This is a genomic window from Streptomyces sp. CG4 (genome assembly GCF_041080655.1).
In the GTDB taxonomy this organism is placed as follows: domain Bacteria; phylum Actinomycetota; class Actinomycetes; order Streptomycetales; family Streptomycetaceae; genus Streptomyces.
In genome coordinates this window covers 4,532,511-4,552,358 of the sequence record NZ_CP163525.1, presented here as the reverse complement: position 1 = coordinate 4,552,358, position 19,848 = coordinate 4,532,511, and the positions used below count along the sequence as shown (strand labels likewise).

Annotated in this window: 17 protein-coding genes; 14 read left to right on the top strand and 3 right to left on the bottom strand. The window is 71.9% G+C overall.

What is annotated here, in order from left to right:
- Positions 1–43 precede the first annotated feature (43 nt).
- From fbaA to AB5L52_RS20610, 13 genes are all read left to right on the top strand, one after another.
- Positions 44–1,066 carry a class II fructose-bisphosphate aldolase gene (gene fbaA / locus AB5L52_RS20670; protein WP_351025861.1) on the top strand — a complete coding sequence of 341 codons (1,023 nt, stop codon included), beginning with the start codon at positions 44–46 and terminating at the stop codon, positions 1,064–1,066.
- Between the two features lie 119 nt (positions 1,067–1,185).
- Positions 1,186–2,637 (top strand): MFS transporter, encoded by a 1,452-nt coding sequence (locus tag AB5L52_RS20665; protein WP_369365517.1) that lies wholly within the window; start codon positions 1,186–1,188, stop codon positions 2,635–2,637.
- Positions 2,638–2,731: 94 nt separating this feature from the next.
- Positions 2,732–3,145, top strand: coding sequence for a DUF3151 domain-containing protein (locus AB5L52_RS20660; RefSeq protein ID WP_351025865.1), 414 nt, complete (start codon positions 2,732–2,734; stop codon positions 3,143–3,145).
- A 196-nt stretch (positions 3,146–3,341) separates the two neighbouring features.
- Entirely contained in the window at positions 3,342–4,226 is an 885-nt protein-coding gene (locus AB5L52_RS20655; RefSeq protein ID WP_351025868.1) for a tryptophan 2,3-dioxygenase family protein, read from the top strand.
- Complete coding sequence (gene kynU / locus AB5L52_RS20650) at positions 4,219–5,418, top strand: kynureninase (protein ID WP_351025871.1); 1,200 nt, start codon at positions 4,219–4,221, stop codon at positions 5,416–5,418. Before AB5L52_RS20655 ends, kynU begins: the two co-directional genes overlap by 8 nt.
- 251 nt (positions 5,419–5,669) lie before the next feature.
- Positions 5,670–6,611 carry an alpha/beta hydrolase gene (locus AB5L52_RS20645; protein ID WP_369365513.1) on the top strand — a complete coding sequence of 314 codons (942 nt, stop codon included), beginning with the start codon at positions 5,670–5,672 and terminating at the stop codon, positions 6,609–6,611.
- A gap of 375 nt (positions 6,612–6,986) precedes the next feature.
- A complete protein-coding gene (locus AB5L52_RS20640; protein ID WP_351025876.1) occupies positions 6,987–8,018 on the top strand; it encodes an alpha/beta hydrolase in 1,032 nt (343 codons plus the stop codon).
- Between the two features lie 214 nt (positions 8,019–8,232).
- Complete coding sequence (locus tag AB5L52_RS20635) at positions 8,233–9,345, top strand: acyltransferase (protein WP_351026211.1); 1,113 nt, start codon at positions 8,233–8,235, stop codon at positions 9,343–9,345.
- Between the two features lie 13 nt (positions 9,346–9,358).
- Complete coding sequence (locus tag AB5L52_RS20630; protein WP_351025880.1) at positions 9,359–10,849, top strand: sensor histidine kinase; 1,491 nt, start codon at positions 9,359–9,361, stop codon at positions 10,847–10,849.
- 117 nt (positions 10,850–10,966) lie between these two features.
- Entirely contained in the window at positions 10,967–11,647 is a 681-nt protein-coding gene (locus tag AB5L52_RS20625) for a response regulator (protein WP_369365512.1), read from the top strand.
- A 138-nt stretch (positions 11,648–11,785) separates the two neighbouring features.
- On the top strand, positions 11,786–13,132 hold the full coding sequence (locus AB5L52_RS20620) for a histidine kinase (RefSeq protein ID WP_351025886.1): 1,347 nt from the start codon (positions 11,786–11,788) through the stop codon (positions 13,130–13,132).
- On the top strand, positions 13,129–13,794 hold the full coding sequence (locus AB5L52_RS20615; protein WP_351566634.1) for a response regulator transcription factor: 666 nt from the start codon (positions 13,129–13,131) through the stop codon (positions 13,792–13,794). Before AB5L52_RS20620 ends, AB5L52_RS20615 begins: the two co-directional genes overlap by 4 nt.
- 104 nt (positions 13,795–13,898) lie before the next feature.
- Complete coding sequence (locus tag AB5L52_RS20610; protein WP_369365509.1) at positions 13,899–15,122, top strand: cytochrome P450; 1,224 nt, start codon at positions 13,899–13,901, stop codon at positions 15,120–15,122.
- 16 nt (positions 15,123–15,138) lie between these two features.
- On the opposite strand, the gene AB5L52_RS20605 is transcribed toward AB5L52_RS20610, so the two are convergent.
- Both AB5L52_RS20605 and AB5L52_RS20600 read right to left on the bottom strand, forming a co-directional pair.
- Complete coding sequence (locus AB5L52_RS20605; protein ID WP_351025895.1) at positions 15,139–16,710, bottom strand: ABC transporter permease; 1,572 nt, start codon at positions 16,708–16,710, stop codon at positions 15,139–15,141.
- Positions 16,707–17,609 carry an ABC transporter ATP-binding protein gene (locus AB5L52_RS20600; protein ID WP_351025898.1) on the bottom strand — a complete coding sequence of 301 codons (903 nt, stop codon included), beginning with the start codon at positions 17,607–17,609 and terminating at the stop codon, positions 16,707–16,709. Before AB5L52_RS20600 ends, AB5L52_RS20605 begins: the two co-directional genes overlap by 4 nt.
- A gap of 75 nt (positions 17,610–17,684) precedes the next feature.
- Between AB5L52_RS20600 and AB5L52_RS20595 the strand changes: the two genes are divergently transcribed.
- Positions 17,685–18,176 (top strand): MarR family transcriptional regulator, encoded by a 492-nt coding sequence (locus tag AB5L52_RS20595; protein ID WP_351025901.1) that lies wholly within the window; start codon positions 17,685–17,687, stop codon positions 18,174–18,176.
- A gap of 22 nt (positions 18,177–18,198) precedes the next feature.
- On the opposite strand, the gene AB5L52_RS20590 is transcribed toward AB5L52_RS20595, so the two are convergent.
- Positions 18,199–19,710 (bottom strand): APC family permease, encoded by a 1,512-nt coding sequence (locus AB5L52_RS20590; protein ID WP_351025903.1) that lies wholly within the window; start codon positions 19,708–19,710, stop codon positions 18,199–18,201.
- Between the last annotated feature and the right edge of the window lie 138 nt (positions 19,711–19,848).

Here is a 19,848-nt window from a genome sequence, read left to right as displayed (position 1 = left end):
CCGTAACGCAGAACCTCTCACCCGCAACACAAGGAGCGGACAGATGCCCATCGCAACCCCCGAGGTCTACAACGAGATGCTGGACCGGGCGAAGGCAGGCAAGTTCGCCTACCCGGCCATCAACGTCACCTCGAGCCAGACCCTGAACGCGGCGCTGCGCGGCTTCGCGGAGGCGGAGAGCGACGGCATCGTCCAGATCTCGACCGGTGGTGCCGAGTTCCTCGGCGGCCAGTACAGCAAGGACATGGTCACCGGCGCGGTCGCGCTCGCCGAGTACGCGCACATCATCGCCGAGAAGTACCCGGTCAACATCGCGCTGCACACCGACCACTGCCCGAAGGACAAGCTCGACGGGTACGTCCGTCCGCTGCTCGCGGTCTCCGAGGAGCGCGTGAAGGCCGGCAGGCACCCGCTGTTCCAGTCCCACATGTGGGACGGCTCCGCCGAGACGCTGGCCGACAACCTGGCCATCGCCCAGGAGCTGCTTGAGCAGGCCCGCCGCGCCAACATCATCCTCGAGGTGGAGATCACCCCGACCGGCGGCGAGGAGGACGGTGTCTCGCACGAGATCAACGACTCCCTGTACACGACGGTCGACGACGCGATCCGCACCGCCGAGGCCCTGGGCCTGGGCGAGAAGGGCCGCTACCTGCTGGCCGCCTCCTTCGGCAACGTGCACGGCGTGTACAAGCCGGGCAACGTCGTGCTCCGCCCCGACCTGCTGAAGGAGCTGAACGACGGCGTCGCCGCCAAGTTCGGCAAGCAGTCCCCGTTCGACTTCGTCTTCCACGGCGGCTCCGGCTCCACCGAGCAGGAGATCCTGACCGCGCTGGAGAACGGCGTCGTGAAGATGAACCTCGACACGGACACCCAGTACGCCTTCACCCGCCCTGTCGCGGCCCACATGTTCCAGAACTACGACGGCGTCCTGAAGGTCGACGGCGAGGTCGGCAACAAGAAGGCCTACGACCCGCGCACCTGGGGCAAGCTGGCCGAGGGGTCGATGGCCGCGCGTGTCGTCGAGGCCACGCAGAACCTGCGCTCGGCGGGCAACAAGATCAAGTAAGGCAGTTGTACGACGTCTGCATCACGTAAGGCGTCGTACGACGTCTGTGGCGGGCCCGGTGACTTGTCCAAGTCGCCGGGCCCGCGCCTTTTCCCTTGCGCGGCTGTATACCTGGGGGCATGCCCGATGTCCGGCTGGCTTCGTCCCAGGGCAAGTGGATCCTGCTCAGCACGGTCCTCGGCTCCAGCATGGCCCTGCTGGACTCGACCGTCGTCAATGTGGCGCTGCCGCGCATCGGCCGCGACCTGGGCGCGAGCCTCGCCGCGCTGCAGTGGACGGTCAACGCGTACATGGTCACGCTGGCCGGTCTGATCCTGCTGGGCGGCTCGCTGGGGGACCACTACGGCCGCCGGAAGATCTTCGTGCTGGGCGTGGTGTGGTTCGCGGCGGCGTCCCTGCTGTGCGGGCTGGCGGTGAATTCCGCGATGCTGATCGCCGCGCGGGCACTGCAGGGCATCGGCGGCGCGCTGCTGACTCCGGGATCGCTGGCGATCATCCAGGCCTCGTTCCATCCCGACGACCGGAGCCGGGCGGTGGGCCTGTGGTCCGGCTTCGGGGGGATCGGCGCGGCGGTCGGCCCGTTCCTGGGCGGCTGGCTCGTGGCCGGCCCCGGCTGGCGCTGGGTGTTCCTGCTGAACGTCCCGGTGGCGCTGCTCTGCGTCCCGGTGGCGCTGCGGCACGTCCCGGAGTCGGAGGACGGCGGTGAGCACGCCCGCTTCGACGCGCTGGGCGCGGCGCTGGGCGCCCTGGCCCTGGCTCTGCTGACATACGCGCTGATCGAGGCGAGGGCCGGTTCGCTGGTGGTGGCGTTGACCGCGGTCGCGGGCCTGGCGGCGGCGGTGGCCTTCGTGTACGTCGAACGGCACCGCCCGGACCCGATGCTCCCACCGGACATCTTCGCCTCCCGCCAGTTCACCGCCGTCAACCTGGTCACCGTGTGCGTGTACGCGGCGTTCGGCGGCTTCTTCTTCCTCACCGCGCTGCAACTGCAGGTGGTGGCGGGCTACTCACCCCTGGCGGCCGGCACGGCGTTGCTGCCGACGACGGTCCTGATGCTGCTGTTCTCGGCCCGCTCCGGTGCCCTGGCGGACCGCACGGGCCCCCGCCTGCCCCTGACCGCCGGCCCTCTCCTCTGCGCGGCGGCGATGCTGCTGATGCTCCGGGTGGGCCCGCACGCCGGCTATCTGACGGACGTCCTGCCGGCCGTCCTGGTCATGGGCGCCGGCATGGTCACGCTCGTCGCCCCGCTGACGGCCACGGTCCTGGCTTCGGTGGGTACCGCCCGCGCGGGCCTGGCCAGCGGCATCAACAACGCGGCGGCCCGGGCGGCGGGCCTGATCGCGGTCGCGGCGCTGCCGCTGCTCGCGGGGATGGGCCCCGAGGCGTATCGCTCCGCGCCGGCTTTCAACGCGGCGTTCGACCGGGCGATGCCCCTGTGCGCGGGGGTGCTGCTGCTGGGCTCGGCCCTGGCCTTCACACTGGTCCGCCGGCCGGCCCCGGGGTGCCGTCGCCCGGAATGCCGCACCCATGGCAGCGTGACGGCTCCGCCGCTGGAGGGGCGGGGGCGGTAGGGGCCTGGGCGTTGCGGCGCCGTCGGCTTCACAGTGCCGCTGCCCGCACACGGCACCAGCACAGCGCGGCGCCACGTGAGCCAGACTGGACCTCATGACGATTCATGAAAACCTCCTCGGCGGCCCGCCCCCGACCCACCTCCCCGACGACCCGGAGCCCCGCGAACTCCTCGCGGCCGGCACCGCCCCCGCGGACGTCGCCGCCAAGTACCCCACCTCCTCCCTCGCCTGGGCCCAGCTGGCCGACGAGGCGTTCGAGCGCGGCGCGGTCGTGGAGTCGTACGCCTACGCCCGTACGGGCTACCACCGCGGGCTCGACGCCCTGCGCCGCAGCGGGTGGAAGGGCCACGGCCCGGTCCCCTGGGAGCACGAGCCCAACCGCGGCTTCCTGCGCGCCCTGCACGCCCTCGCCCGCGCCGCGCAGGCGATCGGCGAGCAGGAGGAGCACGAGCGCTGCGCCCAGTTCCTGAGGGACTCCTCGCCGACGGCCGCCCAGACCCTGGGCTGACCTCGGGCTGACCCTGGGCTGACCCCGGACTGATCCTGGGCCGCCCCCTACGGGAGTCCCCGGTGTGGCCCGTCTGGCAGCAGACGGGCCTTGCCGTATCCGGTGGGATTGCGGAGGATTCCGCTTGGGGACCGGGGCCCCCGTGCCGGAATCGGCAGGGGCGGACCGCTACCCGGAGTAACAACAGGAGACAGCGATGTCCCAACAGGCTCAACCCCCTCTCCAGGCCGCTGAGCCCGAGACCCCGCATCTCGCACAGACCCCCGACGGCACCCTCGACCCGAACCTCGACTTCGCGGGCACGACGCCGTACGAGGACTACGTCAGAGCGGACGTCCTCACCCACCTCCAGCACACCCTCTCCGACGACCCCGGAGAGATGGTCTTCCTGGTCACCACCCAGGTCATGGAACTGTGGTTCACGGTGATCGTGCACGAGTGGGAGACCGCCGCGAACGCCCTCCGCTCGGACGACGTCCCGACCGCCGTCGCCGCGCTCAAGCGCTCCGTACGGGAACTGGAGGCCCTGAACGCCTCCTGGAAGCCGCTCGGCCAGCTCACTCCCGCCCAGTTCAACTCCTACCGCTCCGCCCTCGGCGAGGGCTCCGGCTTCCAGTCGGCGATGTACCGCCGTATGGAGTTCCTGCTCGGCGAGAAGTCCGCGTCCATGCTCGTCCCGCACCGCGGCGCCCCGCGCGCCCACGCGGAACTGGAGAAGGCGCTGCACGAGCCGAGCCTGTACGACGAGGTCGTCCACCTCCTCGCGCGCCGCGGCCACGCGATCCCCGAGTCCGTCCTGAACCGGGACGTCTCCCGGCGCTACGACGCCGACGACGCCGTCGAGTCCGCCTGGACCGCGATCTACTCTGCCGACCAGGACAGCGAACTCGCCCGCCTGGGCGAGGCGTTGACCGACGTGGCCGAACTGGTCTGGCGCTGGCGCAACGACCATCTGGTCGCCACCCGCCGTGCGATGGGCGCCAAGCCCGGCACGGGCGGCTCGGCCGGCGTGGCCTGGCTGGAGAAGCGCGCCCGCAAGAACGTCTTCCCGGAGCTGTGGACGGCGAGGTCCCATGTCTGACTCGGCACTCTCTGAACTGGCCCTGCAAGCAGAGAAGTTGGACGCGGCGGACGACCTGGCACCGCTCAGGGACCGCTTCGTCACGGACGGCGTCGTCTACCTGGACGGCAACTCGCTCGGCGCGCTCCCTGCCCACGTCCCCGACCGCGTGGCCGACGTGGTCCGCCGCCAGTGGGGCGAACTGCGCATCCGCTCCTGGGACGAGAGCGGCTGGTGGACCGCGCCCGAGCGGATCGGCGACCGGATCGCCCCGCTGGTCGGCGCGGCGGCCGGGCAGATCGTCGTGGGCGACTCCACAAGTGTCAACGTGTTCAAGGCACTTGTGGCGGCGGTCCGGATGTCGGCCGACACCCGGACCGAGATCCTGGTCGACGCGACGACCTTCCCCACGGACGGCTACATCGCCGAGTCGGCGGCCCGCCTGACCGGCCGCACCCTGCGCCCGGTGACTCCGGCGGAGGTCCCCGCAGCCCTGACCGACCGCACGGCGGCCGTCCTGCTGAACCACGTCGACTACCGCACCGGCCGCCTGCACGACCTGCCGTCCCTGACGGCCGCGATCCACGAGGCGGGGGCCGTGTCCGTCTGGGACCTGTGCCACAGCGCGGGCGCCCTGGAGGTGGGCCTGGACCAGCACGGGGTCGACCTGGCGATCGGCTGCACCTACAAGTACCTGAACGGCGGCCCCGGTTCACCGGCGTACCTCTACGTCCGCAGGGACCTGCAACCCCGCTTCGACTCCCCCCTGCCCGGCTGGAACTCCCACGCCGATCCCTTCGGCATGAGCCCGTCGTACGCCCCGGCACCGGGTGCGCTGCGCGGCCGCGTGGGCACCCCGGACATCCTGTCCATGCTGGCCCTGGAGGCGGCCCTGGACGTTTGGGACGGCGTCTCCGTCGCCGCCGTCCGCGCCAAGTCCCTCGCGCTGACCGACTTCTTCCTGCGCTGCGTGCGGGCGTACACCGAACCGGGCCGCGTCGAGTCGGCGACCCCCGAGCGCCACGAGGAACGCGGCAGCCAGATCGCCCTGCGCTGCCCGGACGCCGGTGACGTGATGCGCCGCCTGATCGCCCGGGGTGTCGTAGGCGACTTCCGCCATCCCGACATCCTCCGCTTCGGTTTCACCCCGCTGTACGTCACCTTCACCGAAACCGAGCGAGCGGCCCGGATCCTGAGCGAGGAACTGACGTAGGGGAGGGGCGGGGGCGGGGTCGCGCGGTGGGGTCGTGGGTGGGGCGGCGGCTCCGGTGAGCGACCCCACCCCCGCCCAGCCCCCGCCCGGCGCTCCCCGCCCCCGGCGCAGAACCGTTTACTCCTGACCCTGCGTCACATCCCCATGCCCCCGCGCATGACTGGCCTGATACCGTCCCGCCAACGGCGAACGAAAATTCCTCACCTGGTCCGCCACACGCCAAACACGTTCCATCGCTGAGAGGTTGGAGCATGCCGGACGACGCCGCCGCAGCAGCCCGCGCCGCCGCCGAAGAGGATTCGGCCTTCTCGCACGCCGCGGTCGACCCCGACGCCACCTCCGCGTACGGCACCCACCCCGACCAGGTGATCGACTTCTACGCTCCCCGAACCACCTCGGAGTCCCCCGTTCCCCTGGTGGTCGTCCTGCACGGCGGCGCCTGGCGTGCCCGCTACGACCGCCGCCACATCACACCGTTCGCGGACTATCTGGCCCGCAGGGGCTTCGCGGTGGCCAACGTCGAGTACCGACGCGGCGGCGATCCGTTGATCCCCGAGCAGAAGCAGAAGCAGAAGCAGAAGCAGAAGCAGAAGCAGGAGCAAGAGCAGGACCCGGGTGACGCCACCCCTCCGGCGGGCCGCTGGCCGGAAACCTTCGACGACGTCGCGGCGGCGCTGGACGCCCTGCCCGCGCTGGTCCGAGAGGCGCTCCCGCAGGCCGACCCCCGCCGCACGGTGTTGACGGGCCACTCGGCCGGCGGCCACCTCGCGCTGTGGGCCGCGGCCCGCCACGTCCTGCCCGCGGACGCCGCCTGGCGCACCACCCAGCCCGCCCTGCTGCGCGGCGTCGTCGCCCTCGCCCCGATCGCGGACTTCGAGGTGGCCGAGAAGCTGGACGTCTGCGGCAACGCGAGCCTGCAACTCCTCGGCGGCCAGGACACGTTCGCCGAGCGCCGCCCGTACGCCGACCCCGTCCTCCTCCTTCCGACGGGCATCGCGACGACGCTGGTCCAGGGGCGCACGGACGTGGTGGTACCGCATACGGTGGCCGAGTCGTACGCGGACGCGGCGGCGAAGGCGGGCGAGGTGGTGGGCCTGACACTGCTGGAGGACGTGGGCCACTTCCCGTTGATCGACCCGGCGGCGGACGCGTGCGCGGTGGTGGCGGAGGAGATCGCCCAACTGGCGTGGTGACGGCGGCAGTCCGACCCGTCCGGGCCGGCTCAGGTGATACCCGTAATACCTGAGAGCTACCCCGCAGAACGGCTCCCTGGCGGGACGCCGACGACAGGCCCAGATCCCTAATTTCCTTCTCAGAGAAGCCCGACGGCCGGGCCATCTGAAAGGAACCCGACCATGGGCCACTCCCACGCGCCCTCCTCCAGCACAACCCCCCTCTCCCAAGCCCGGCACCAGCCCACGAACACCGATTCCTCCGAATCCCCTTCCTCCGCCCCGCAGCCGCCGACAGGCACCGATGTCCTCTCCCCGGACCCGCAGCCGCCGACGGCGATTCCGTCCCGAGGGGGCCACCCGCACTCGACGACGAAACTGTCACGGGTGGTGCGGGTGGGAAACCGAATCCCGCCGAAGGCGCCCCACGCCCCCCACGCCTCTCACGCCCCCCACACCCCCCGCAGCCACACATGGCGCCGCACCCTCCTCGCCACCCTCCTCACCGCAGCCATCGCCGCCCCCCTCTCCGGCGCGGCCCGCCCTCAGATCCCCGCCCCCACCCCCGCATCGCTCCCCCCACTCACAGCCACCACCCTCCACACCACGTACGAGGCCAACCGAGCCAACGCCACCCGCGCAGCCCACATGGCCGCCACCCACGGCGACCCCCACCGCGCCGCCGCCGACCAGGCTCTGGCCGCCCCGTCCCGAAACCTCCTCACCTTCGACGGCCGAGGCGCCGGCCAGGCCACGGAGGTCCTCGGCGACCTCGCCCACGCCGACCACATCGCGGTCCTGGTCCCCGGCTCGGACACCTCCCTGGACACCTACGCCCGCTTCCACAAGGCCGCCGCGGCCCTGTACGCAGACCTCACCCACCGCGCACCCAAGGGCACCAGCACCAGCGCCGCCGCCGTCGTCGCCTGGCTCGGCTACGAACCCCCGGCCACGGTCAGCACCACGGTCACCACGACCACCCGCGCCGACGAAGCCGCCCCCCACCTGCGCACCTTCATACGCGACCTGCGTGCCGCGACCCGGCCGCAGGCGCACATATCCCTGCTCTGCCACTCCTACGGCACGGTGGTCTGCGGCCGCGCTGCCCCCGGCCTGGACGCGGACGACATCGCCCTGGTTGGCAGCCCCGGCACCGGTGCGGACGCCGCCGCGGCCCTGCACACCCACGCCCGCATCTGGGCGGCCCGCGGCAGCGACGACTGGATCCGGCACCTCCCGCACACCAGCGCCACCCTCTTCGGCACCACCATCGGCTTCGGCACCGACCCGGTCTCCCGCCCCTTCGGCGCCCGGGTCTTCGACGCGGCCGACGCCGACCACAGCGGCTACTTCACCCCGGGCTCGGCCTCCCTCGCCAACCTGGCCCGGATCACCCTCGGCGAGACCTCGGAGGTGACCCGTGACTGAGCTGACCGCAAGCACCCGCCGTATCCGCCGTACCCCTCCTCACCACACTGGCCCGGCAGCCTTCGCCCCCACTCCCACCCCTACTTCCACCACCACCCCGCGCGGCACGCGCCGCCGCACTCGCCTCCCCTTCACTCCCGCCACTGCCCGCCACGCCCTTTGCGAAGCCGCCCGCCAGGTCGACGCCGCCACCCCCGCATCCCGGGACCGCGCGATCGACGCCCTTCGCGCCCTCGCGATCCTCGGTGTGGTCCTCGGCCACTGGCTGGTGACGGCGCTGGTCGCGGGAGACGGCGGTCTGCACACGGTGAGCCCGCTGCAGCACCTGCCCTGGCTGGCCCCGGTCTCCTGGCTGTTCCAGACGCTGGCCGTGTTCTTCCTGGTGGGCGGCCAGGTGGCGACGCGCAGTCTGGCCTCGGCCCGCGGCAGAGGAGACACCTACGGCTCCTGGCTGCGCGCTCGTCTGACCCGCCTCCTGCGCCCGGTGGCCGCACTGCTCGGTCTGTGGTCGGTGGCGGCCGTGACCCTCCTCCTCACCGGCGCGCCCCTGTCCACGATCCACACGCTGGTCAAGCTGGCGCTGTCCCCGCTGTGGTTCCTGGTGGTCTTCGCCGCGCTGACGGCCGTCACCCCGCTCGTCGCGCGCCTCAACCCCCTCTGGCCGCTCGCCGTCGTCCTGCACGTGGACGTCATCCGCTTCGGTCTGCACCTCGGCCCGTCCTGGCTCGGCTGGGTGAACGTGGCGGCGGGCTGGCTGGTCCCGTACGCGCTGGGCGCCGCCTGGGCCCGGGGCGAGCTGCGCAGCCGCCGCTCGGCCTGGGTCCTGCTGCTGGGCGGTACGGCGGCCACGGCCCTGCTGATCATCTGCGCGGGCTACCCGGCGTCCATGGTCGGCGTCCCGGGCGCGGCGATCTCCAACCTCAACCCGCCGACCCTGGCGGCCGTCACCTTCGGCCTGGCCCAGTGCGGCCTCGCCCTGCTGCTCCGTGACCGCCTGCGCCGCGTGATGGCCCGGCCCGTGGTCTGGGCGGCGACGGCCTTCGTCAACCTCTCCGCGATGACCATCTTCCTGTGGCACCAGACGGCCATGATGGCGACCACGGCGACCGGCCTGTCGGCCGGCCGGCTGCCCGGCCTGCACACATCGCCGGACTCCGTCGCCTGGGTGGCGTCCCGCCTCGTCTGGCTCCCCGTCTTCGCCCTGGTCCTGGCCCTGTGCTGGATGGCCTTCCGGCACCACGAGCAGGGCCCCGCCCGTCCCCGGAACCGTGCGTCGCGGGTGATCCGCCGCCATGTGCCCCCGTCGAGGTCCTCGCGCCATGCCTAGAGTTACGTCCGTGATGTCCGCGGCCTCCGAGAACCCGACCGGTGATCCCGGCCACCCCAGCCACCCCGGCGACGCCGGGCGCGCGGCCTCACCCGCCTCCCGGACCCCGTCCGAGCCCGATACCGAGCCCGATGCCGATACCGAGGCTGAGACCGAGCCCGGCCCCGCCACCCGGTCCCGTGCCGCCCGCCTCGGCGCCTGGCTGGGCGAAAACCCCTCGCCCCAGTCACCCCCTTTCTCCAAGTACCGCTGGCTGCGTCTCCTCACGTACACCCTCGTCGTCTACGTGTCCCTCGGCATCGCCCTGGCCGGCGCCGAGGAGCTGTCCACCAGCTACGGCTTCACCACCGCCGTGGCCTTCCTGAGCACGTTTCTGCAGGCTGGCGCCGTCATCCTGGCTCTATGGCGTCCGGTCCCCGCCTTCGCCCTGTCCCTGGCGGCCGCCACCGTCACCGCGCTGCTGGCCCGCCCGAACCTGGCCTCTCCCGAGCTGGTGAACCCCAACTGGCCCTGGGCCGCGCCCATTCTGCTCGCCCACATGGCCGTGTTGCTGCTGCTCGCCCTGCGCGTCCGCCCTCGCGGCACCCTCGCGGCGTTCGCCGTGACCGCCCTGACGACCTACGTCGTCGAAGGTGGCATCGGAGCGCAGAAGTACTCCGCGACGGGACCTGTCGCCCTCGCCCTGTTCGCCGTGGCCGCCGTCATCGGCGCCGCCCTGCGCAGCCGAAGCGTGGCCCGTACCGAACTGGTCCAGCAGACGACGATCACCGCGGAGGAGCGCGCCCGGCGCACCCTCCTGGAGGAGCGCAGCCGTATCGCCCGGGAACTGCACGACGTGGTCGCCCACCACATGTCGGTGATCTCCATCCAGGCCCAGGTGGCGCCCCACCTGGTGGAGAACCCTTCGGAGGAGCTGAAGGAGAACCTCGCGGGCATCCGTAACAATGCCCTGGAGGCCCTGACCGAGCTGCGGCGCGTGCTCGGCGTGCTGCGTTCCGAGAGCCCGGACGAACCGGAGACCGTCGAGGACGCCCCTAGCCTGTCCGCGCCCGGCACCGGCCCGGCCCCCGACGCCCCGCAGCCGAACCTCGCCCGGCTGGACGCCCTGCTGGAGAACACCAGGGCGGCCGGCCTGGACGTGGTGAAGGCCGAGGAGGGGGATGCGCGCGGCTACTCGCCGGGCGTGGAACTGTCCGCGTACCGGATCGTCCAGGAGGCGCTGAGCAACGTGCTGCGGCACGCGCCGGGGGCGAAGGTCCGAGTGGACATCGCCCACCTGCCCAACGGGATATACCTCAGCGTGAGCAACACCCGCCCCAGCCGTCCGGTGCCACCGTCCCCGGGCAGCGGTCATGGCCTGCTGGGCATGCGGGAGCGCGCGGCGATGCTGGGCGGGCAGGTCGAGGCGAAACCGACCCGGCAAGGCGGCTTCCTGGTGACGGCGTTCCTCCCCCGCGGGGGCACCCCCGAAGCGACAGACCCCGCGCCGCTCTCTCCGCCCTGACCGTGCCCCGCCCCATACCCACCGACCCGCAAGCCCCAGGCCCAGGCCCAGAATCCAGGGCCCCAGGCCCAGACCCCCGGGCCCCAGGCCCCGAGCCCCGACAGGAGAACAGACCCCATGACGAGCGGCGCCGGCAGTATCCGCGTACTGATCGCCGACGACCAGCAGATGGTCCGGCAGGGCTTCACCGTGCTGCTCAACACCCAGCCCGACATCGAGGTGATCGGGCAGGCGGTGGACGGTCTGGACGCGATCGCCCGGACCGCCGAGCTGGCGCCGGACGTGGTGCTGATGGACATCCGGATGCCCGAACTCGGCGGCATCGAGGCGACCCGCCGGATCACCGTCGAGCATCCCGCCGTCAAGGTGCTGGTGCTGACCACGTTCGACCTGGACGAGTACGTGTACGAGGCGCTGCGGGCCGGGGCCTCCGGCTTTCTGCTCAAGGACGCCTCCGCGGACAAGCTGGCCGAGGCGGTACGGGTCGTGGCCGCGGGCGACGCCCTGCTCGCACCCGGCATCACCCGCCGGCTCATCGCCGAGTTCTCCCGGCTGGACGGCAGCCGCCGGGCCCCGCTCAAGCAGCGCGTCGGCGACCTCACCGAACGGGAGACGGAGGTGCTGGCGCTGATCGCGCAGGGCCTGTCGAACGCGGAGATCGCCGAGCGGCTGGTGGTGGCCGAGCAGACCGTGAAGACGCACGTGGGCCGGATCCTGGTGAAGCTGGGCCTCAGGGACCGCACCCAGGCGGCGGTCTTCGCCTACGAGTCCGGCGTGGTCCGCCCCGGCGGCCGCTGACCCCTCGAAGAATCCCCTGTGACCGCTGGAGCAGCCCCTCTCACCCGTGCGGGGCGACCCGTAGTACCTGAGAGGGATCCCCGAGGACCCCTCTGCAAGGTGACGACCGCGACCCGGCGGACGCCTACCGTTTTGTATGTGACCGAGACGACGCACACGCAGACGACACCGCCGGGCCCGCCCGGCCAGCCGCGCAGCCCGGAGTTCCGGCTCGCCGCGGACGCCCTGCGCGGCTTGCGGCAGGACCTGTTCGAGGACGTTTTCGCCTACCGCCCCCTGCCCCCCGCGTCCGTGGCTGGCCCGCTGGCCCGCCGGCTGCCGAGCCGCATGCGGGAGAAGGCGCGGTGGGCCCCGCATGCGACGGTGGCGGCCGCGGGAGCACTGGCGGCGCTCGTCGCCCTCGCGGACAACGAGGCGGGGTTCAGAGCCCTGCTGTGCGCGCTGATGGCGTTGCTGCCGGTGCTGCTGACCCTGGTGCGTCCGACAGGTGCGCTCTGGCTGTCCTTCGTGGCGACGACGGTCACGGCGATCATCGGCACCACCTGGGGCAGCTGGCCGTGGCTGCCGAGCAGCTTCATCTCCCACCTGGTGGTGCTCACCGTCGTGGCGATCCGCACCCGCCCGCGCACGGCCGCCTGGATGTGGCTGGCGACCGCGCTGTACGGCTTCTTCACCGAGGCACTCTTCGGCCGGGAGTACGACACCGACACCGGCCCGATGCTGTTCCTGTCGGCGCTGGTCCTGCTGATCGTCACGGTCTGGCACATACGCCGGGAGGCCCGGCAGGAGGTGACCGCCCAGCAGACGGTGACCGAGCACGAACGCTCCCGCCGCACCCTGCTGGAGGAGCGCACGACCATCGCCCGCGAGCTGCACGACGTGGTCGCCCATCACATGTCGGTGGTCGCCATCCAGGCGGAGGCCGCGCCCTACCGGGTGGAGAACCCGCCGGAGGAGCTGGAGAAGGCGTTCGTCACGATCCGGGAGAACGCGGTGGCGGCCCTGACCGAGCTGCGCCGGGTCCTCGGCGTCGTGCGGGCGGAGGACTACGCGGCGCCGGACGCCCCGCAGCCGACCCTCGCCGACCTGGACGGCCTGCTCGCCAATGTGCGCGAGGCGGGCCTCACCGTGGAGAAGGCCGTGACCGGCGCGGTGCGCGAACTGCCGCCGGGCGTGGAGCTGTCGGCGTACCGAATAGTCCAGGAGGCGCTCAGCAACACCCTGCGGCACGCGCCGGGAGCGAGCGCCCGTGTGGAGATCGGCTATGTCCTGGGCGGCCTGGGCCTGCGCATCGTCAACGGCCCGCCGCCCGCCCCGCACCTCATCAAGCCCTCACCGGGCGCCGGGCACGGCATCACGGGCATGCGGGAGCGGGTCTCGATGCTGAACGGCGAGATGACGACGGGCCCGACGGAGGACGGTGGCTACGAGCTGACGGTATTCCTGCCCGTGCCGGCCCCCACGGGGATCGAAGAGGACGCATGACCATCCGCGTACTGATAGCCGACGACCAGATGATGGTCCGCGAGGGATTCTCGGTCCTGCTGAACGCGATGCCGGACATCGAGGTCGTCGGCGAGGCCGTCAACGGAAGGGAGGCGGTGGAGCGGGTCCGTGAACTGGCCCCGGACGTCGTCCTGATGGACATCCGGATGCCGGAGCTGAACGGCATCGAGGCGACCCGCGAGATAGTCGCCGCGGACGAGGGGGCGAAGGTGCTGGTCCTGACGACCTTCGACCTGGACGAGTATGTGTACCAGGCACTGCGGGCGGGAGCCTCCGGCTTTCTGCTGAAGGACGCCTCGGCACGCCAACTGGCCGACGGGGTAAGGGTGGTGGCCTCGGGCGAGGCGCTCCTGGCCCCCTCGGTCACCCGGCGTCTGATCACGGAGTTCTCCCGTCTGGCGGAGACCCCGCGCCTGATACCGGCGGCTCACGCGTCGTACGGCGAGCTGACGGAGCGGGAGACGGAGGTGCTGGTCCTGATCGCGAAGGGCCTGTCGAACGCGGAGATAGCCGAGCGGCTGGTGGTGGCGGAGTCCACGATCAAGACCCATGTGAGCCGCATCCTGGTGAAGCTGGGCCTCAGGGACCGCACCCAGGCAGCGGTGTTCGCCTACGAGGCCCGCCTGGTGACACCGGGCTGACCGCCGGGCGTGCAGGTGAGGGTCCCCGGCGAGGACCGGGGCCGGGCACGCCAGGCGCCGGAGACCCCTGGTCAGCCGTGGGTGCGGCGGGTTAGCGTCCCGGCATGGCTGGTTCCACCGACGCGACCTTCGACCCCTGGGACCCGGCGTTCCTCGCCGACCCGTACCCGGCCTATGCCGAGCTGCGGGCTCGGGGCAGGGTGATCCGGTACGAGGCGACCGACCAGTGGCTGGTGCCGCACCACGCGGACGTCTCGGCGCTGTTGCGGGACCGGCGGCTGGGGCGGACGTATCAGCACCGCTTCTCGCACGAGGAGTTCGGCCGGAGCGCGCCCCCGCCGGAGCACGAGCCGTTCCACACGCTCAACGACCACGGGATGCTCGACCTGGAGCCGCCGGACCACACCCGGATCCGGCGCCTGGTGTCGAAGGCGTTCACACCGCGCACGGTGGAGCGGCTGCAGCCGTATGTGCAGGGTCTGGCGAGCGAGCTGGTGGCGGGGCTCGTCCGCAAGGGCGGCGGAGATCTTCTCACCGACGTGGCGGAGCCGCTGCCGGTGGCGGTGATCGCCGAGATGCTGGGCATCCCGGAGGCGGACCGGGAGCAGTTGCGCCCCTGGTCGGCGGACATCTGCGGGATGTACGAGCTGAACCCGTCCGAGGAGACGGCGGCGAAGGCGGTCCGGGCCTCGGCGGAGTTCTCGGAGTACCTGCGGGAGCTGATCGCCGCGCGCCGCAAGGAGCCGGGGGAGGACCTGATCTCCGGGCTGATCGCGGCGCACGACGAGGACGACGACCGGCTGACCGAGCAGGAGATGATCTCCACGGCGGTACTGCTGCTCAACGCAGGGCACGAGGCCACGGTCAACGCCACGGTGAACGGCTGGTGGGCGCTGTTCCGCAACCCGGACCAGCTCGCGGCCCTGCGCGCCGACCACTCCCTGATCCCGTCCGCGATCGAGGAGCTGATGCGTTACGACACCCCGCTGCAGCTCTTCGAGCGCTGGGTGCTGGACGACATCGAGATCGACGGCACGACGGTCCCGAGGGGCGCGGAGATCGCGATGCTCTTCGGTTCCGCCAACCACGACCCGGCCGTCTTCACCGACCCCGACCGCCTGGACCTGACCCGCGCCGACAACCCGCACATCTCCTTCAGCGCGGGCATCCACTACTGCATCGGCGCCCCCCTGGCCCGTATCGAACTGGCCGCCTCGATGACGGCCCTCCTCCGGCAGGCCCCCACCCTGACCCTGGCGGCGGAACCGGAGAGGAAGCCGAACTTCGTGATCCGGGGGCTGGAGGGGCTGAGCGTGGAACTGGGGTGATCACCCGGACCGGGCCTCAGCCGGCCAGATCACGGCGGCGCAGGCCCGCCAGCCCGCAGGCCACCAGCACCACGGCCAGCCCCAGCAGGGCCAGTACCGGCCCCCACTCCATCGCCCCGCCCGGCAGCTTCGGCAGATGCCCGAACGGGGAGACGTCCAGCACCGCCTGCGGGACGTTCAGGGCGGGGCCGATCCAGCCGAGCAGGAGGACCGCGCCGGCCACGCCCCAGGCCGCCGTGGCGCCCTGCGGCAGGACGCCGAAGAGCAGGACGGCGATTCCGCCGATGACCCAGACGGCGGCGACCTGGAGCAGGCATGCGCCGAGGACCGGCCCGATCTGCCTGCCGTAGCCGACGGCGAAGCCCAGCCCGGCCAGCAGCATGATCAGGGCCGAGCCGCCGAAGGAGATCAGCAGATGGCCGGCGGCCCAGCGCAGCCGGCCCACCGCACCCGCCAGCACCGGCTCGGCCCGCCCGGACGTCTCCTCGCCGCTCAGCCGGAGCACGGAGGACACCACATGGAGCGCGGCGACCAGGCCGAGCATGCCGACCATCGCGGCGAGGAAGGCGTCCGTCAGGCCCGACTGGCCGCCCATCCGCTGGAAGATCTCCCGCGCCTTGGCGTTGTCGCCGACGAGCCTGGCCGCGCCGTCCGTCATCCCGCCGTAGACGACCCCGGCGAGGAAGAAGCCGGTCGACCAGCCGAGCACGCTGCCGCGCTGCAACCGCCAGGCCAGCGCGCCCGCCGTGCCGAGACGGCCGGCCGCCGGGCCCGGCCGGGTCGGCAGGAAGCTCATGCCGATGTCCCGGCGCCCCGCCAACGCGTAGGCGATTCCTGCCTGGAGGGCCGTCGCCGCCGCGAACAGCAGCAGGACCCACCAGCGTTCGGCGGCGAAGGCGCGCACGTTCTCCAGCCAGCCCAGCGGGGACAGCCAGGTCAGGACCGAGGAACCGTCGTCGGTCGCCGAGTCGCCCGCCGCGCGCAGGACGAACGCGGCGCCCAGCAGGGCCGCCGTCAGCCCACGGGCCAGCCGGGCGCTCTCCGTCAGCTGGGCGACGATCGCCGCCAGCGTCGCGAAGACCATGCCCGCGCCCGCCACCCCCAGCCCGAAGGCCGGCGCGCCCGCCGCCCCCTGCCCGGCCAGCCCGGCGGTGATCAGGACGCCGAGGGCCGCGTTCGCGACCGCCGCCGTCAGCAGGGCCGCCGTGAGCGGGGCCCGGCGTCCCACCATCCCGGAGGAGACCAGTTCCTGGCGCCCGCTCTCCTCCTCGTCCCGGGTGTGCCGGACGACGACGAGCAGGCTCGTCACGGCGGCGAGCGCGGCCGCGTACACCCCGACCCGCCAGGCCGTCAGCGCGCCGAGGGAGTCGTCGAAGACCGGGCCGACCATGGCGCGCAGGGAGGTGTTGGTGGCCATCTGGTGGAGTAGATCGGCGCGTTGGGCGGGGGTGCCGTACAGGGTCTTCAGGGTGTTCGGCATGGAGAGGACCATCAGCGCGTTCACCGCGACCCACACCGGGATCAGCAGCCGGTCGCGGCGCAGCGCGAACCTCAGCAGCGTTCCCGTGCCCGCCAGTTGGGAGGTCATACGGCCACCTCGGCGATGTCCTCCTGGTAGTGCCGCAGGAACAGCTCCTCCAGCGTCGGCGGGGTCGAGGTCAGCGAGCGCACCCCGGAGGCGCTCAACGAGCGCAGTACGGCGTCGAGTTGGTCCGTGTCCACCTGGAGCCGGACCCGGTGGCCGCGCACGTCGAGATCGTGCACGCCCGGCAGCTGGGCCAATCCGTTGGGCGGGCCCGCGAGTTCGGCGCTCACACTCGTCCGCGTCAGATGCCGCAGATCGGCCAGCGACCCGCTCTCCACGGTCCGCCCCTTGCGGATGATGCTGACCCGGTCGCAGAGTTCCTCGACCTCGCTCAGGATGTGGGAGGAGAGGAGGATCGTCCGGCCCCGGTCGCGCTCCTCCTCGACGCAGCGCTGGAAGACCTCTTCCATCAGCGGGTCCAGACCCGAGGTCGGCTCGTCCAGGATCAGCAGGTCCACGTCCGAGGCGAAGGCGGCGACCAGGGCGACCTTCTGCCGGTTGCCCTTGGAGTAGGTGCGGCCCTTCTTGGTCGGGTCCAGCTCGAACCGCTCGATCAGCTCGGCCCGGCGCCGGGTGTCGAGGCCTCCGCGCAGCCGGCCGTAGAGGTCGATGACCTCGCCGCCGGAGAGGTTGCGCCACAGGGTCACGTCGCCGGGGACGTAGGCGATCCTGCGGTGCACCTGAACCGCGTCCCGCCACGGGTCGTGGCCCAGCACCTGCGCGGCGCCCGAGTCGGCGCGCAGCAGTCCGAGCAGCACCCGGATCGTGGTCGACTTGCCGGCGCCGTTGGGGCCGAGAAAGCCGTGCACCTCACCTGCCTCGACGTCCAGGTCCAGGCCGTCCAGCGCGTGCGTACGGCCGAAGGACTTGTGGAGCCCGGCGACCGTGATTGCCTTCGTCATGGCTCCGAACGTACGCTTCTTTCAGAAATTTGTGAAGTTAGGGAAGGCTCTGAATCGCTGGGTAGGATGACGACCATGGCAGAGGTGGCGGGGCGTGACGCGGAGGCGGTTTCGAGGTTCGTGGAGAGCTTCGCGGCCCAGCTGGTCGAGGCCGGGATGCAACGGATGCCGGCCCGGGTGTTCGCGGCCCTGCTGTCCTCGGACTCGGGCACGCTGACCTCGGCCGAGCTGGGCGAACAGCTCCAGGTCAGCCCGGCGGCCGTGTCCGGGGCCGTGCGCTATCTCGCGCAGCAGCACATGGTCTCGCGAGAGCGCGAGCCCGGTTCGCGCCGCGAGCGCTACCGGGTGCACAGCAACCAGTGGTACGAGGCCCTCACCAACCGCGAAGCCGTCATCAAGCGGTGGGAGGGCGCTCTGCGCGAGGGCGTCACCAGCCTGGGCACCGACACCCCCGCCGGACGCCGCATGGCCGAGACGCTCGCCTTCTTCGAATTCATCGACGGCGAGATCTCGGCCATGATGGAGCGGTGGCGGGTCCACCGGGAGAAGACCTTCGGCGAGGGCTGAATCCGCCGGCGGCCCCGGACGGCTACCGTTCCTTCGTCTCCTCCAGCACCGTCCGCCCCAGCAGCGCATACCGCTCGGGCGCCCACCGCTTGAGGTACTGCGCGTAACCCACCCCCGTCGCCGCGACCAGCGCCACCAGCCAAGGCGTCGCCTTGAGCAGGAGTGACCCGGACTCCGGCCCCGCCGCCGCGCTCATGTTGGACACCAGCAGCACCACCACCCCCAGCATCGCGATCCCCCCGACGAGCGGAGCGGCGAACGTGCGGAACCAGTGCCGGCTCTCGGGGTGGTGCCGGCGGAAGTAGACGAGCACCGCGAAGGAGCACACGGCCTGCACGACCAGGATCGCCATCGTGCCGAGGATGGCCAGCAGGACGTAGAGGGCGTTGTACGGGTCCTTGCCCGCGATCCAGAACGCGGCGATCAGTACGGCGCTCACCCCCGTCTGCACCAGTCCGGCGATGTGCGGGGAGCCGTGCCGGGCGTGGGTGCGGCCGATGGTGTTCTTCAGCGAGGGCAGTACGCCCTCCCGCCCGAGGGCGTACAGATAGCGGGCGGCGCAGTTGTGGAAGGCCATGCCGCAGGCCAGCGAGCCGGTGATCATCAGCCACTGCATGACGTCGACGGCCCAGTGGCCGACGTAGCGCTCGGTGGGGTTGAAGAAGAGCGCGAGCGGGTTCGCGGAGGAGGCGGCCTTCACGGCCTCGGCCTCGCCGTTGCCGGTGATGGCCATCCAGGAGACGAAGACGTAGAAGACGCCGACGCCCAGGACGCTGATCATCGTCGCCTTGGGGATGATCCGCTTGGGGTCGCGGGACTCCTCGCCGTACATCGCGGTCGATTCGAAGCCGACCCAGGACCAGAAGGCGAAGAACAGCCCCAGCCCGGCGGACGTGCCCTTGAAGGCGTTGACCGGGTCGACCGGCGCGAAGGTGAAACCGTGCGGGCCGCCGCCATGGAGGGCGACGGACACCGCCATGGCCGCCAGCACGGTCACCTCGGTCGCCAGCAGCAGTACCAGCAGTTTCTCGGCGACGCTGATGCCGAACCAGGTGCCGGTCGCGTTGATCGCGAGCATCAGGAGGGCGAAGGCCCACCAGGGCACGTGCACGCCCGTCTGGTCCTTCAGGGTGGTCGTGGCGAAGGTCGAGAAGATGCCGATCAGCGCCGGTTCGAAGACGACGTAGGCGAAGGTCGCCAGCAGCCCGGAGGCGAGACCGGCGGTGCGGCCGAGGCCGTAGGAGATAAAGCCGTAGAAGGCCCCGGTCGAGGTGATGTGTTTCGCCATCGACGTGAAACCCACGGAAAAGATTGCCAGGACGACCATTGCCACGAGGTAGCTGGCGGGCGCCCCGATGCCGTTGCCGGACGACACCATGAAGGGCACGTTGCCGGTCATCGCGGTGATCGGCGCGGCGGTCGCCACCGCCATGAAGACCACGCCGAGCAGGCCTACGGCGTTGGGCTTCAGCCGATGAACCGTCTCGTCCTCCGTTGTGCCCGCCGCCGGGGCGACGCCCTCGTCCACTGCCATCGGGTGGCCCTCTCCGTGTCGGGAACGTGAATCCTGGTGGGTCCTGATGGAGCAGGATGGTGCACCGGGGAGGGGTGCGGGAAGGGGTCGGCGCGGTTAAATATTTGTCACCAGACCATTGGCTCGACTTCCCGGCCC

Excerpts from the sequence above, each read along its gene's own strand:
- fbaA (WP_351025861.1), top strand. The coding sequence starts at position 44 with ATGCCCATCGCAACCCCCGAGGTCTACAACGAGATGCTGGACCGGGCG.
- AB5L52_RS20665 (WP_369365517.1), top strand. The coding sequence starts at position 1,186 with ATGCCCGATGTCCGGCTGGCTTCGTCCCAGGGCAAGTGGATCCTGCTC.
- AB5L52_RS20660 (WP_351025865.1), top strand. The coding sequence starts at position 2,732 with ATGACGATTCATGAAAACCTCCTCGGCGGCCCGCCCCCGACCCACCTC.
- AB5L52_RS20655 (WP_351025868.1), top strand. The coding sequence starts at position 3,342 with ATGTCCCAACAGGCTCAACCCCCTCTCCAGGCCGCTGAGCCCGAGACC.
- kynU (WP_351025871.1), top strand. The coding sequence starts at position 4,219 with ATGTCTGACTCGGCACTCTCTGAACTGGCCCTGCAAGCAGAGAAGTTG.
- AB5L52_RS20645 (WP_369365513.1), top strand. The coding sequence starts at position 5,670 with ATGCCGGACGACGCCGCCGCAGCAGCCCGCGCCGCCGCCGAAGAGGAT.
- AB5L52_RS20630 (WP_351025880.1), top strand. The coding sequence starts at position 9,359 with ATGTCCGCGGCCTCCGAGAACCCGACCGGTGATCCCGGCCACCCCAGC.
- AB5L52_RS20625 (WP_369365512.1), top strand. The coding sequence starts at position 10,967 with ATGACGAGCGGCGCCGGCAGTATCCGCGTACTGATCGCCGACGACCAG.
- AB5L52_RS20615 (WP_351566634.1), top strand. The coding sequence starts at position 13,129 with ATGACCATCCGCGTACTGATAGCCGACGACCAGATGATGGTCCGCGAG.
- AB5L52_RS20610 (WP_369365509.1), top strand. The coding sequence starts at position 13,899 with ATGGCTGGTTCCACCGACGCGACCTTCGACCCCTGGGACCCGGCGTTC.
- AB5L52_RS20605 (WP_351025895.1), bottom strand. The coding sequence starts at position 16,710 with ATGACCTCCCAACTGGCGGGCACGGGAACGCTGCTGAGGTTCGCGCTG.
- AB5L52_RS20600 (WP_351025898.1), bottom strand. The coding sequence starts at position 17,609 with ATGACGAAGGCAATCACGGTCGCCGGGCTCCACAAGTCCTTCGGCCGT.
- AB5L52_RS20595 (WP_351025901.1), top strand. The coding sequence starts at position 17,685 with ATGGCAGAGGTGGCGGGGCGTGACGCGGAGGCGGTTTCGAGGTTCGTG.
- AB5L52_RS20590 (WP_351025903.1), bottom strand. The coding sequence starts at position 19,710 with ATGGCAGTGGACGAGGGCGTCGCCCCGGCGGCGGGCACAACGGAGGAC.